Source organism: Rhodococcus sp. B10, from assembly GCF_011770055.1.
Classification (GTDB): Bacteria; Actinomycetota; Actinomycetes; order Mycobacteriales; family Mycobacteriaceae; genus Rhodococcoides; species Rhodococcoides kyotonensis_B.
Window position 1 is genome coordinate 34,556 of the sequence record NZ_JAAFYV010000020.1, and the last position, 13,262, is coordinate 47,817.

A 13,262-nucleotide genomic window follows, 5' to 3' on the forward strand; every position below is an offset into this window, starting at 1 on the left:
CGGGAATCATCTCCCGACGCCGAACTGTCCCAACGACTTGATGGCGATGTTCATCTGGGCGTACGCACCCGCGGCGAGGTTGCCCAGCACGGCCAGTTTCGTCGCGGGTGCGTCCACGGTGAGCGCGTGGAAATCGGCGACGGTCACGACGGCGACGGTCAGGTCGGTGTCGGCGCGGAAATTCAGCAGAAACGGTGTGTTCGCCAACAGAGGCATTTCTCCGAAACTCATGCCGGGGGACAGCGTCGAGATCCGCTGATGGAATCCGTCGGGTGTGTCGTAGGTGGAGCTGACTTCCCCGACGAGAACGAGGAACAGACCGGCAGCGGGGTCGCCCGCCCGCACGATGACGTCGCCCGCTGCGTAGTGCCTGGTGTCGGTCACTGCCTCGACCCGCGCGTACTGCTCCTCGGTGAGTCCGGCCAACACCGGATGTTCGACGGCCGAGATCCTCACGGGCTGCCGCGGGCCCACGCAGTATCGGTCGAGCACCAGTTCCTCGGCCCATCCGATGCCCGAGCCGATGTCTCCGAACACTCGTCCACCGGGATCCTTCGGATCGATGCTGGACGATGCATGACCCAGGACGCCTCGTGGGTCGACGAACGCCGCGTGACAACGCTTGGCGGCGAGCTGGGTGCGCAGGTCGTCGAACATGCTGCGCGCGATGTCGCTGACGTCGTCGACGCCCCGGACGTCGAGCACGAGTGCGTCGAGGTCCTCGTCCAACGTTCCGATCTCACGCACCGCGGTCTCCGCGCCCGAGAACAGCAGATCGCCGTGCAGTTCGTACACCCGCGCGCGGTGACCGAACTTCGCCAGCGCGTCCTGCTCGATGTCGCTTCTCCGTTTACGCGACGGGGCCTCGGCGACGGTGTAGCGCCCACGGACCGCCGACGCCGCGGCGCGGGGCACGTGCAGGAAGTGCAGCTCCAGCGTGCGAGAGAGCTGACGGCACGCGGCCACCCCGCGGACGCTGTTGCCGTGTCCGTCCAGGCGCGGCGAGTAGACGGCGATGCCCATCTGACCCGGCAGGACCGCAAGTACCCCGCCGCCGACCCCGCTCTTCGCGGGCAAACCGACTTTGGCGACCCAGTCGCCTGCGCCGTCGTACATTCCGCAGGTCGTCATGACGCTGAGCACTCGCTCGACAAGAACGGGGGACAGGGCGCGTTCACCCGTTCGCGGATTGACGCCGTTGTTGGCCATGGTCGCGGCCATCATCGCCAGGTCGGCGGCGGTGACGTCGATGGAACACTGACGGAAGTACAGGTCGACGGCCTCGTCCGGGTCGCCGGCGATGATGTCGAACGACCGGAGCATGTATCCGATCGCGCGGTTCCGATGACCGGTTCTCGCCTCGGACCTGTACACGGCGTCGTTGAACGTCAGTTCGCGTCCCGCGTACCGCGAATAGGCCTTTCTGATGCGTTCGAAGCGCTGCTCGGCAGTCCGACCGTGGATCAGCGATGCCGAAGTGATGGCGCCGGCGTTGATCATCGGATTTCGTGGACGTTCGGTAACGGGGTCGAGGCTGATCTCGTTGAACGGTTCGCCGGACGGCTCGATGTCGATCTTCGCGGCGACCGCGTCCTCCCCGTTGTCGGCGAGCGCGAGACCGTACGTGAACGGCTTCGAGATGGACTGAATGGTGAACGGCGCGCGCGTGTCGCCGATTTCGTAGACGTACCCGTCACTCGTGGCCAGCGCGATTCCGAAGCCGTCGGGGGACACCGCGGCCAGTTCGGGTATGTAATCGGCCACGGCGCCCGAGATTTCGTCGCGGCACGCCTCGTGGATGCGGTGCAGAATGTCGTCGACCACGGTCGTCATGAGGCAACCCTATGCTGCAGCTACGGGATTCGATGTGACCACGGACGCGCCATCCGTGGTTGGGCGCACCGAGCAGACCACAGTATTGTCGATTGGAACGTGTTGTCGAGGGCTTCGCTCGCGACAGGCTACGTAGACTGTGCTGATCGTGACTCGCAAGAGTCCGGCCGAAGGGAGCGATCTCGGTGGGTGTCCTAGCTCGTGTTCAGACGCCCGAGGACCTGCGCCGTCTGGCCCCGTCCGAGGTTGCCGACCTGGCCGGCGAAATTCGCGATTTCCTCGTCGAGAAGGTGTCCGCCACAGGAGGCCATCTCGGCCCGAACCTCGGCGTCGTCGAACTGACACTAGCCGTGCACCGCACCTTCGATTCGCCGAACGACCCGATCATCTTCGACACCGGTCATCAGGCGTATGTCCACAAGATGATCACCGGTCGCGCGGGAGCGTTCGACTCCCTGCGCAAACAGGGCGGGCTGTCCGGCTACCCGGCTCGTTCGGAGAGCGAGCACGACTGGGTCGAGTCCTCGCACGCGTCGGCATCGTTGTCGTACGCCGACGGTCTCGCCAAGGCGTTCCAGTTGACCGGGCAGAACGATCGTCACGTCGTCGCCGTCGTCGGCGACGGCGCACTCACCGGCGGAATGTGCTGGGAGGCACTGAACAACATCGCAGCGGGCAAGGATCGCTCGCTCGTCATCGTCGTCAACGACAACGGCCGCTCCTACGCGCCCACGATCGGCGGGCTCGCCGAGCACCTCGCGGCCCTCCGACTCCAGCCCGGCTACGAGAAAGTCCTCGACAACGGTCGACGGATCGTGCGCAGGATTCCGTTGGTCGGAAAGACGGCGTACGCGATGCTGCACGGCATGAAAGCCGGTGTGAAGGACGCGATCAGCCCTCAGGTCATGTTCACCGACCTCGGGATCAAGTATCTCGGGCCGGTCGACGGTCACGACGAGCCTGCACTCGAGGCCGCACTGCGACGAGCCAAGGCGTACGGCGGGCCCGTCATCGTGCACGCTGTCACCCGCAAGGGGATGGGCTACGCGCACGCCGAGAATCACGTTGCCGACCAGATGCACGCCACCGGCGTCATCGACCCGCTCACAGGTCTCGCGCGGTCGAAAGCAGGGCCGGACTGGACGTCGGTGTTCTCACAGGAACTCATCGATCGGGCCGCGGTGCGCGAGGACGTCGTGGCCATCACCGCGGCGATGGCAGGCCCGACGGGACTTGCCGCCTTCGGAGAGGCCTATCCCGACCGTTTGTTCGACGTCGGCATCGCGGAGCAGCATGCCGTCACCTCGGCGGCGGGTCTCGCGCTCGGTGGACTGCATCCGGTCGTCGCGGTCTATTCGACGTTCCTCAACCGTGCCTTCGACCAGCTGCTCATGGACGTGGCGCTGCTGAAGCTTCCGGTGACACTCGTGCTCGACCGTGCGGGTGTCACCGGTGCGGACGGGGCGAGCCACAACGGTATGTGGGACATGTCGCTCCTCGGTATCGTGCCCGGCATGCGCGTCGCGGCGCCCCGTGACGGCGCCACGTTGCGGGAGGAACTCGGCGAAGCCCTTGCGATCGACGACGGTCCGACCGCTCTGCGATTCCCGAAAGGTTCGGTCACCGAGGACGTTCCGGCGATTCGCCGGCTGGACGGCGTGGTCGACGTGCTCGCCGAGCCGGAAACGGACGACCGTGACGTTCTGATCGTTGCGGTCGGAGCGTTCGCCGGCTTGGCGCTCGACGCAGCGAAGAAGCTGACGGCACAGGGACTTTCGGTTGCCGTCGTCGATCCGCGCTGGGTGCTTCCGGTCCCGGACTCGCTGACGGCGCTCGCCGCCGATTACCGCCTCGTCGTCACGCTCGAGGACTCGGGTGTGCACGGCGGTGTCGGATCGAGCGTATCCGCAGCTATCCGAGCCGCAGGAGTCGACACGGTCTGCCGCGACATCGGTGTGCCGCAACGCTTTCTGGATCACGCCTCTCGCGAGCAGATTCACCGCGAACTGGGTCTCACGTCCGAGGACGTCGCTCAGAACATCGTCGACTGGGCCAAGACGGTCTGATCACCCGAGCGTCGCGTCGAGCCAGTCGAACATGCGTTGATCGGTCAGTAGTCGGGCCATCGGCTGGCAGTGATAGTTGGCGCCCTCGGCCGCGGTGAAGTCGCACAGATGCACCGGGGCGACGACGGCGTCGGCCAGTTGCTTCGGCTGGCCCGGCCAGAACTGTTCGTCCTCGGGGTTCGCCACGAACAATGGGGTGTCGATCTTGCCGAGCAGACCGTTCATGGTGTACCTGCGTACTTCCATCACGGTGTCGAAGTAGCCGTCGCGCAGGTACGGTCTGGCGCGGAAATTCCATTCGCGTGCAGTCTCTTTCGAGACTTTCATTCCCATCGCCATGTCGCGGTCGAATGCCGAGCGGTTACCGTCGTCGAGCATGCGGATCATGTTCTTCGGGAAGTGATCCGTCCACGAGGTGGCGACGTCGACGACGCCCGGATCGAGTATCGCTGCCGCGAAACGGTGTTCGAACGCGAGCGCCCGCGGTACCCAGAACCCTCCCTGGCTCAGCCCGTACAGCGCCAGCTTGTCCGCGTCGACGTCGGGACGGCCGACGAGGGCGTCGACGACCGGCGTCACGACGGCTTCCCAGTCGGGTCGGAACCCGATGCCGCGTTCGAACAGCATCGACTGTTGTCCGGGTCCGTCGAACACGAGCACGTTGTACCCGCGCGCCAGCGCGCCCGCCGCCCCCGACGACCACAGCGCACTCATCGACCCGTCGCTGCCGTTGACCATGACGAACGTCTTCCGGCGACCGTCACCCGGTGCGTGGAAGAAATAGCCGGGCATGTGCCCGTCCTCGTACGGAATCTCGATGCGGTCCACCGAGTACGACGTCGTGTCCACGAAACGATCCCACGCCGAGCGATGCTGCCGGAACGTCGGCAGCAACTGGTCGTCGCTGCCCAGTCCCGCGATCGAATTGACTGCGACGGCGAAATACGTCGACGCGCGCAGATACGCCTGTGCCGCGCTGACGTCGTGGCCGGACTCGGCCGAACGGTCGGCGAGAGCCTTCACACGCGTTCCGAGTGCGACCCAGGCGTCGAACCAGGCGTCGTGGTCGTTGTCGCGGACGTGCGCGATCGCGGACATGACCTCACCGGCGTCGGTCGCACCGAACGCGGCTGCGCCGAGCGCGATGCGGACTTCGAAGTCGAAATCGTCGTTGCGGTAGAACCCGGCGGTGAACGCCTGATGGGGATGCGTCAGGAACGATGGTGTGCGGGGCATGGTGTCACGATGCCTGTCGGCGGGTGCGGCATCGGCGCACACTCCGAAAAATCACCCTCCGAAATCACCCCGCGCCGGTGTCCATTCGGACACCCGGACATCCTCGACGAGGTGCGCGCGCGCGAACGGATCGTGGGCGAACAAGCGTCTGACGGCGTCGGCGTCGTCGGCCTGCACGATGAATGTCGCTCCGGCGTGGTCAGCCGTCGGCCCGGACGATCGAACGACCTTGCGGCGAACGAGTTCGGTCAGCCACGCGCGATGATCGGTGCGGTGGTCGTCGCGGCCGGCGGACGATTCGTCGGTGTACGAGTACTCGACGACGAACATTCCCATGACATCTCACTCCCTTCGGAGTGCTTCTCGATTCACTACAGGACCATGTCCTCGAGTTCCATACCCTTCGTCTCGCGAATCTTGAACCTGACGAAGAAGAACGACAGGAGCGCGAAGAACGCGAAGAAGGAATAGATGAAACCGAGGCCGATGGATTGCGACAGCGGTGGAAACGCAAGTGTGATGGCGAAATTCGCGATCCAGTTCGCTGCGGTACTGAGGCCGAGGGCCACAGCACGAATGTTGTTGGGGAACATCTCTCCGAGCATCACCCACATGATCGGACCCCACGTGGCGGCGAAGAAGATGACGAACAAGTTGGCGCCGGCCAACGCGACGACGCCCCACGGTTCCGGGAGGGTCAGATCGTCGCCGGATCCCACCGCCTGAGAGAACGACACCGCCGCGAGTACCAGCCCGACGAACATTCCGATCGACCCGATCGACAGAAGCTTCTTGCGACCGACCCTATCGACGAACAGAATGGCGACGAACGTCATGCTGACGTTGATGATCGACGTGATCACCGACGTGACGAACGACTGATTCTCGCTGAAGCCGACCGACTTCCACAGCGTCGTCGAGTAGTAGAAGATCGCGTTGATGCCGACGAACTGTTGAAGGATCGCCATCGCGATTCCCACCCAGACGATCGGCTGCAATCCGAATTTCGGTCCTCGGATGTCGCGGAACGACGACCGGGATTCCTTCCGCAACGTCAGCCGAATTTCCTGAACTCGCTCACCGGGATTCAGCTCGCCGGACACTTCGCCGAGAATGCGCGCGGCCTCCTCGTCGAGATGCTTGCCGACGAGGTATCGAGGCGATTCGGGGATGAGCGTCGCAAGAAAGCCGTAGACGAGTGCCGGTACGACGCCGACGAGGAACATCCACCGCCATGCTTCGAGGCCGAACCACAGATCGTTCGACGGCCCACCCGCGGCGTTCTGCAGGACGGCGTCGGACAGCAGGGCTGCGAAGATGCCGACGGTGATCGCCAACTGCTGCAGCGACGCCAACCCGCCACGGAATCGAGCAGGGGCGATCTCGGAAATGTACGCCGGGGCGATCACCGACGCGATACCGATTCCGAGACCGCCGAGCACGCGCCACAGCATGAGATCGGGCACGCTGAAGGCGAATCCGGACCCGAGCGACGAAATGGTGAACAGAGCAGACCCCAGCAGCATGACGCGTTTGCGGCCCCAGCTGTCGGCGAGTCTGCCCGCGAACCACGCGCCGACCGCACACCCGAGCAGCGCGATCGCGACCGCGAATCCGGTGACGAACGACGACAGGGCGAAGTTCTCCTGAATGGAATCGACGGCTCCGTTGACCACCGAGGAATCGAAGCCGAACAGGAAGCCGCCGACTGCGGCCGCGACGGTGACCCCGATGACCTTCGCAGTGTGACGTTCTGCAGATTGCGTCATGGCGAGTCCTGCTTTCGCGGTCGGGACCAGCAGCGGCGATGGTCTGAACGTCATCATGGACCCGACCCGAGCACGGCGTGTGCGAAATCGTGCGATTCTCGTTCGAACAGTTACCGGGCCTGTTGCGTCCCGAGCCACTCGTCGAACGTCTGGGTTCCGTGGTCCGCGTCCGCGCCCGTCAGCAGGGTGCCGTCGCGCATCGCTTTGCCGTAAGCGCCCGGTATCGGGAGTTCGACGATCCGGCCGCCGAGGTGTGCCTGCGTTCCCTCGATCGAGGCGGCGTAGTCGCGCACCATCCTGGACATCAGTTCCGTGTGAGGGCCGCCGAGATCCTTCACACGCCCTTCCGGCGTGCCCTCGGCCAGTTGGACGAGGCGTGCAGCGACCTCTCGCGCCGCGATGGGCTGCGACCGCATCTTCGGCACGACGATGATCGGACCGATCTTGATCTGTCCGTAGATCTGCGACGCGAACTCGTGGAATTGAGTCGCACGCAGAATCGTCCACGGCACGTCACCGCTCGTGACTTCTTTCTCCTGGGCGACCTTGCCTGCGTAGTACATGTGCGGCGCGTCGTCGATGCCCACGATGGACAGGGCGACGTGATGCCGCACCCCCGCGGTTTTCTCCGCCGCGAGAAGAGTGCGCGTCACCGTCGTGAAGAACGCCGTGGAGTCCTTCGCCGACATCGTCTGGGTGGACGAGACGTCGATCAGTACGTCGACGCCGTCCAACGCGCCGGCCAGTCCTGTTCCGGTGGTGAGGTCCACTCCCGACGAGCGCGAAAGAACCACGACGTCGTGTCCGTTCTCCTTCGCCACTCGGACGACGTGACGGCCCACGACGCCGGTGCCCCCTGCAACTGCGATTCTCATGTTCTGTGTCATACCACCTCGGACGAGACAGTCCGGGCGAATGTGACAGGGTGCCGCTGCGCGACCCGTGCGCGGATAGTTGGCCTGGAGGCCAACCATCCGCGCACGGGCGGCTACGCCGCAGCTACACGCTGGCGACGCCCGGAGCCAGGAAACGCTTGCCGGTCACCGCTTCCGACGTTCCGGTGCGGTCGAGGTACGGCGTGATGCCGCCGTTCCAGAATCCGAATCCACCACCGAGGAGCAGGCAGAGATCGATGTCCTCGGGTGCTGCGACGACGCCCTCGTCGAGCATGATGCGGATCTCGTCGGCGAAGGCCCGACGCGTCCGGTCGAGCACCTCTTCAGCGGTAGAGGGCGTGTCACCCTGCGGCCACAGCGCGGCGACCTCGGGGTCGACGACCTGGCCTTCCGGTCCCCAGGTCCACACGCCGGGCTTCTTGGCGTCGACGAGAGCGCGGAAACCTGCGGAGTCCTTGAACCGATCCGGGTACGCCTCGCCGAGCGTCTCGGCGGTGTGCAACGCCACGGCAGGTCCGACGAGGCCGAGCAGCGTCAGCGGGCTCATCGGCATGCCGAGTTCACCGACGGCACCGTCGGCGACCTCGAACGGGGTGCCTTCGTCGATGGCGGCGATGATCTCGCCCGACGCACGCGTCACGAGTCGGTTGAACACGAAGCCAGGAAGGTCGGCGGACAGTACCGCGGACTTCTTGAGCGTCTTGGCCGTCGCGAACGCCGTTGCGAGCGTGGCATCGTCGGTCTTCTCGCCCTTGACGACCTCCAGAAGCGGAAGCACGGCAACGGGATTGAAGAAGTGGAAGCCGACGACGCGTTCGGGGTGCGACAGGTCGGCAGCCATCTTCGTGATCGACAGCGACGACGTGTTGGTCGCGAGAATCGTTTCCGGAGAGACGAACTCCTCGACCTCGGCGAAGACCTTCTTCTTCACGTCGAGGTTCTCGAACACGGCCTCGATGACGAAATCGGTGTTCGCGAACGCAGCCTTGTCGATGGATCCGGACACCAACGCCTTCAGGCGGTTCGCGGCGTCGGGGGACAGGCGCTTCTTGCCGAGAAGCTTGTCGATCTCGTCGTGGACGTAGCCGACGCCCTTGTCGATGCGCTCCTGATCGATGTCGGTGAGGATGACCGGCACCTTCAGCTGGCGTACGAACAGCAGAGCCAGCTGGCTGGCCATCAAGCCCGCTCCGACGATGCCGACGCCGGAGATCTTGCGCGCCAACGACTTGTCTGGTGCGCCCGCCGGACGCTTCGCGCGCTTCTGCACCAGGTCGAACGCGTACAGGCCTGCGCGCAACTCGTCCTTGACGAGAAGCGTCGACAACGCTTCGTCCTCGGCGGCGAATGCCGTGTCGAGCGACGCCGAGTCGGTGATGTCCGTCGATTTGGCGAGCTCGATGAGCTCGACGGCAGCGACCGGTCCCGGTGCGAAGTTGCCGGTCTTGCCTGCGACGATTCCCTTGGCTCGGGCGACGGCGTCGTCCCATGCCTGGCCGCGATCGATGTCCGGGCGTGCCGGGGTGATCTCGCCCTTGACGACCTGTGCGGCCCATGCGAGGGACTGCTCGATGAAGTCGGCCCCACCGAGCACGACGTCGGCGATGCCGAGGTCCAGTGCCTGCTGCGGCTTGAGGGTGCGGTTCTGGTTGAGCGAGTTCTCGATGATCACCGTGACCGCGTTCGATGCACCGATGATGTTGGGCAGCAACTGAGTTCCGCCCCAGCCGGGAACGAGGCCGAGGAAGGCCTCCGGAAGGCCCAGTGCCGCAGCGTTGTCGGCGACCGTGCGGTAGTGCGAGTGCAGACCGACCTCGAGGCCGCCACCCAATGCTGCGCCGTTGATGAACGCGAACGTCGGAATCTCGGACTCGCGCAGGCGTCGGAACACCTTGTGGCCGAGCTGCCCGATCTGCAGCGCCTCATCCTTGGTCTCGATGTTCGGTACGCCGTTGAGATCCGCGCCGACGGCGAAGATGAACGGCTTGCCGGTGACCGCGATGGCAACCGGGTTTGCCGCGAACGCCTCGTCGAGGGCCGCATCGAGCTGCGTCAGTCCGCCGGGACCGAACGTCGACGGCTTGGTGTGGTCGTAGCCGTTGTCCAACGTCACCAGTGCGATCGGGCCGTCGAGACCAGGGACGGCAACGAGCTTGGTGAACGCGTTCGTGACTACCTCGTCCGTGAACGCCGTGGTGATGTCGCTCATTTGGAAGCTCCTGAGTAATCGGCGTGGTTCGGGTTCTCCCAGATGACGGTTCCGCCCATGCCGAGACCGATGCACATGGTCGTCAGGCCGTAGCGGACCTCCGGCTGCTGCGCGAACTGACGGCTCAGCTGCGTCATCAGTCGCACGCCCGACGAGGCGAGTGGGTGACCGCACGCGATCGCGCCACCCCACTTGTTGACGCGGGGGTCGTCGTCGGCGATGCCGTAGTGCTCGAGGAACGCCAGAACCTGGACGGCGAACGCCTCGTTGATCTCGAACAGGCCGATGTCGTCGATGCCGAGGCCCGTCCGTGCGAGCACCTTCTCGGTGGCCGGGACCGGACCGATGCCCATCACAGCAGGATCGACGCCTGCGAAGGAGAAGCCGACCATCCGCATGCCGACGTTCAGGCCCAACTCGTGGGCCGTGTCCTCGCCTGCCAGGATCGCGGCGGTGGCCCCGTCGTTCAGGCCTGCGGCGTTGCCGGCGGTGACGCGCCCCGCGGGACGGAACGGCGTCTTCAGCTTCGCGAGATCCTCCACGGTGGTGCCGGGGCGAGGCGGCTCGTCCTCGGTCGCCAGGCCCCAGCCTGCGGCGGACTTGGTCGCGACGGGTACGAGCGTGTCGGCGATGAAGCCGGCCTTCTTCGCGGCGTCGTACTTCTCCTGGCTCGCGGCGGCGTAGGCGTCGGTGCGATCCTTGGTGATCGACGGGAAGCGATCGTGCAAGTTCTCGGCCGTGTTGCCCATGACGAGGGCGCTCGGATCGACGAGCTTGTCGGCGAGGAAGCGCGGGTTCGGGTCGACGCCCTCGCCCATCGGGTGCCGTCCCATGTGCTCGACTCCGCCGGCGATGACGACGTCGTACTGGCCGAAGCCGATGCCCGAGCCGGTCGTGGTGACCGACGTCATCGCGCCGGCGCACATGCGGTCGATCGCGAATCCGGGGACGCTGCGGGGGAGTCCGGCGAGAAGTGCCGAGGTACGACCGATGGTCAGTCCCTGATCGCCGGTCTGGGTGGTCGCAGCGATGGCGACCTCGTCGATCCGCTCGGGCGGCAGATTCGGATTCTTGCGGAGCAGCTCGCGGATGGCCTTGACGACGAGGTCGTCGGCGCGGGTGTCGGCGTAGATGCCCTTGGGGCCTGCTTTGCCGAACGGGGTGCGGATGCCGTCGACGAACACGACATTCCGCTGTGAGTTGGACGCGGGTACAGACACGCTTCGATCCTCCCGACTGATGCGGACGTTCTTGCCCGGCCGACGCCGGGCTGCCCCCACTGTAGCCGGTATTACCGGTCGGTAACTTGAGGAGGGGTCAGTGCCTCGACGAGGACCGGAACGACCAGCTCACGCTGCCACGGCCGGGCGCCTGCTACCGTGAGCCTCGACTCGAACGACGCGGCGTCGTCCGACGGTTGCCAGTCCCAGACCAGACGGCGCAACTGATCCGGCATCAGAAGGTTCTCGACGGGCACCGACACGTTCTCGCTCAACTCCGACATCGCAGCACGCACAGCGGAGAGGCGGTCGGCCGCGTCGGGGTCCTTGCGGGCCCACCGACTCGGCGGCGGCGGACCGTCGAACGGAAGCGTCTTGGGTGGCAGGTCACGCGCGTCCAGAGAGCGCGCACGCTCGAGCGCGCTCAACCACAGGCGCGTCGACCTGCGTTGACGCGGACCGCCGAACACCGGAAGGGCGCGTAGTTCGCTCTCGGTCTTGGGGTCTGCGGTCGCCGCGGCGATGATCGCGGAGTCCGGAAGGACGCGGCCGGCCGCGAGGTCGCGACGGTGCGCGACCCCGTCGCGTGTCTGCCACAGCTCACGCACCGCGGCGAGCACGCGGGGTGACTTCACGGAGTGGATGCCCGACGTCTTGCGCCACCGATCGCCCTTCGGCTTGGGCGGTCCGAGAGTAAGGATGTGCTCGAATTCCTGACGTGCCCATTCGGTCTTGCCCTGGCTTTCCAGTTCCGCAGCCATCGCATCGCGTAGTTCGACGAGGACCTCGACGTCGAGAGCGGCGTAATTCAGCCACGTCTCGGGCAGTGGACGCGTCGACCAGTCGGCTGCGCCGTGGCCCTTCTGCAACGACAGACCGAGCATCCGCTCGACGATGGCACCGAGCCCGACGCGTTCGAATCCCGCGAGACGGCCCGCGAGCTCGGTGTCGTAGAGAGAGGCAGGCACGAGGCCGAGTTCGGCGAGGCCCGGTAGGTCCTGATCGGCCGAATGCAACACCCATTCGAGCGGGTTGACGACCTCGGCGAGAGGAGCGAGCGCGTCGGCGACCGGGATCGGATCGAGCAGCACCGTCCCCGCACCACGCCGTCGGAACTGAAGCAGGTAGGCGCGTTGGGAGTAGCGAAATCCCGACGCGCGTTCCGCGTCGACGGCCAGTGGTCCGTCGCCGCCCGCGAGCAGTTCGGCAGCGGCGCGTACACCGTCGGCCGTCGTGACGACGTCGGGCACACCGTCGGCCGGGGCGAGCAGAGGTACCGGGTTCGGTGTGTCCGAGGAGTCGTCGGAACTGGTCACTGACATGAGAGGAGACTCTAGGCCCTCACGAGTGACCTGCGTACCGCGCTACGTGCGGCTCGCGTCCCGTCCCTTCAGCTCGGTGATGCCTGCCGGCGGCAATCCGGCGGCGTACGCCAGCACTTCGCAGAACGCTTCGACGTGCGATGCCAACTCGATCGACGTCGCCGTCCACGACGCGCGCAGCTCGAGCTGGTGAGCCTTCGGTGGGCCGGCGATGTCGCCGTAGCGCACCGAGCTGGTGGACGTCACCGTGCCCCCGAGCGCGGTCAGCGGCTCCGATCGACTCTCGAGCGCGTCGACGAGCCAGCTCCATCCGACCTCGGGGAGAAGGGGGTCCGACGCGAGCGATTCGTCGACGTCGGCCTGGATGTAGGCCACGAGACGCATCGTGCCGTTCCAGGCTTCGTCCCCGTCGGGGTCGTACAGCAGGATCAATCGGCCGAATGCGTCGCCGTCGAACTGCTCGTCGGTGTTCTCGCGCGCCTGCTGTTGCACCTCGGCGCCCACTGCATAGCTGTAGGGGGCAAGACGCTGCGGAGGCCGGATCGGCCCGATCTCGATCGCCGGGTGCACGACGGCCCGGTGCATCGCCTCGATCGCCGATCGAAACGGCGCAGGCTCGGCAGAGGGTCCGGGTTTGGTCACGACTCCGGACGTTAGACTTCTCACGTATTTCGGCGTCGGAGGCGCGCCGATTCGGAACAAATGTCGCTT

General features: G+C 65.9%; 10 protein-coding genes. 1 reads left to right on the top strand and 9 read right to left on the bottom strand.

Annotated features, from left to right (window positions below):
• Positions 1-6: 6 nt before the first annotated feature.
• Complete coding sequence (glsA, locus tag RhoFasB10_RS14715) at positions 7-1,833, bottom strand: glutaminase A (protein ID WP_068424443.1); 1,827 nt, start codon at positions 1,831-1,833, stop codon at positions 7-9.
• A 185-nt stretch (positions 1,834-2,018) separates the two neighbouring features.
• On the opposite strand from glsA, the gene dxs reads away from it, so the two are divergent.
• Positions 2,019-3,899 carry a 1-deoxy-D-xylulose-5-phosphate synthase gene (gene dxs, locus RhoFasB10_RS14720; protein WP_167676985.1) on the top strand — a complete coding sequence of 627 codons (1,881 nt, stop codon included), beginning with the start codon at positions 2,019-2,021 and terminating at the stop codon, positions 3,897-3,899.
• On the opposite strand, the gene RhoFasB10_RS14725 is transcribed toward dxs, so the two are convergent.
• The 8 genes from RhoFasB10_RS14725 to RhoFasB10_RS14760 form a co-directional block, all read right to left on the bottom strand.
• Positions 3,900-5,135, bottom strand: a complete 1,236-nt coding sequence (locus RhoFasB10_RS14725; RefSeq protein ID WP_167676987.1) for a prolyl oligopeptidase family serine peptidase — start codon at positions 5,133-5,135, stop codon at positions 3,900-3,902.
• Between the two features lie 51 nt (positions 5,136-5,186).
• Entirely contained in the window at positions 5,187-5,471 is a 285-nt protein-coding gene (locus RhoFasB10_RS14730) for a YciI family protein (RefSeq protein WP_167676989.1), read from the bottom strand.
• Between the two features lie 35 nt (positions 5,472-5,506).
• Entirely contained in the window at positions 5,507-6,904 is a 1,398-nt protein-coding gene (locus RhoFasB10_RS14735; RefSeq protein WP_167676991.1) for a sugar porter family MFS transporter, read from the bottom strand.
• A 110-nt stretch (positions 6,905-7,014) separates the two neighbouring features.
• Positions 7,015-7,779, bottom strand: a complete 765-nt coding sequence (locus RhoFasB10_RS14740; protein ID WP_167676993.1) for an NAD(P)H-binding protein — start codon at positions 7,777-7,779, stop codon at positions 7,015-7,017.
• A gap of 124 nt (positions 7,780-7,903) precedes the next feature.
• The gene (locus RhoFasB10_RS14745; protein WP_167676995.1) at positions 7,904-10,009 is read right to left on the bottom strand and encodes a 3-hydroxyacyl-CoA dehydrogenase NAD-binding domain-containing protein; all 2,106 of its coding nucleotides are present in this window, start codon (positions 10,007-10,009) and stop codon (positions 7,904-7,906) included.
• Positions 10,006-11,229: an acetyl-CoA C-acyltransferase gene (locus RhoFasB10_RS14750; RefSeq protein WP_068424430.1), complete on the bottom strand. Its 1,224-nt coding sequence runs from the start codon at positions 11,227-11,229 to the stop codon at positions 10,006-10,008. Before RhoFasB10_RS14750 ends, RhoFasB10_RS14745 begins: the two co-directional genes overlap by 4 nt.
• Positions 11,230-11,300: 71 nt before the next feature.
• Positions 11,301-12,551: a ribonuclease D gene (locus tag RhoFasB10_RS14755; RefSeq protein ID WP_068424429.1), complete on the bottom strand. Its 1,251-nt coding sequence runs from the start codon at positions 12,549-12,551 to the stop codon at positions 11,301-11,303.
• A gap of 42 nt (positions 12,552-12,593) precedes the next feature.
• The gene (locus tag RhoFasB10_RS14760; protein ID WP_068424428.1) at positions 12,594-13,193 is read right to left on the bottom strand and encodes a DUF3000 domain-containing protein; all 600 of its coding nucleotides are present in this window, start codon (positions 13,191-13,193) and stop codon (positions 12,594-12,596) included.
• Positions 13,194-13,262: the final 69 nt, after the last annotated feature.

Excerpts from the sequence above, each read along its gene's own strand:
- glsA (WP_068424443.1), bottom strand. The coding sequence starts at position 1,833 with ATGACGACCGTGGTCGACGACATTCTGCACCGCATCCACGAGGCGTGC.
- RhoFasB10_RS14725 (WP_167676987.1), bottom strand. The coding sequence starts at position 5,135 with ATGCCCCGCACACCATCGTTCCTGACGCATCCCCATCAGGCGTTCACC.
- RhoFasB10_RS14730 (WP_167676989.1), bottom strand. The coding sequence starts at position 5,471 with ATGGGAATGTTCGTCGTCGAGTACTCGTACACCGACGAATCGTCCGCC.
- RhoFasB10_RS14735 (WP_167676991.1), bottom strand. The coding sequence starts at position 6,904 with ATGACGCAATCTGCAGAACGTCACACTGCGAAGGTCATCGGGGTCACC.
- RhoFasB10_RS14740 (WP_167676993.1), bottom strand. The coding sequence starts at position 7,779 with ATGAGAATCGCAGTTGCAGGGGGCACCGGCGTCGTGGGCCGTCACGTC.
- RhoFasB10_RS14745 (WP_167676995.1), bottom strand. The coding sequence starts at position 10,009 with ATGAGCGACATCACCACGGCGTTCACGGACGAGGTAGTCACGAACGCG.
- RhoFasB10_RS14755 (WP_068424429.1), bottom strand. The coding sequence starts at position 12,551 with ATGTCAGTGACCAGTTCCGACGACTCCTCGGACACACCGAACCCGGTA.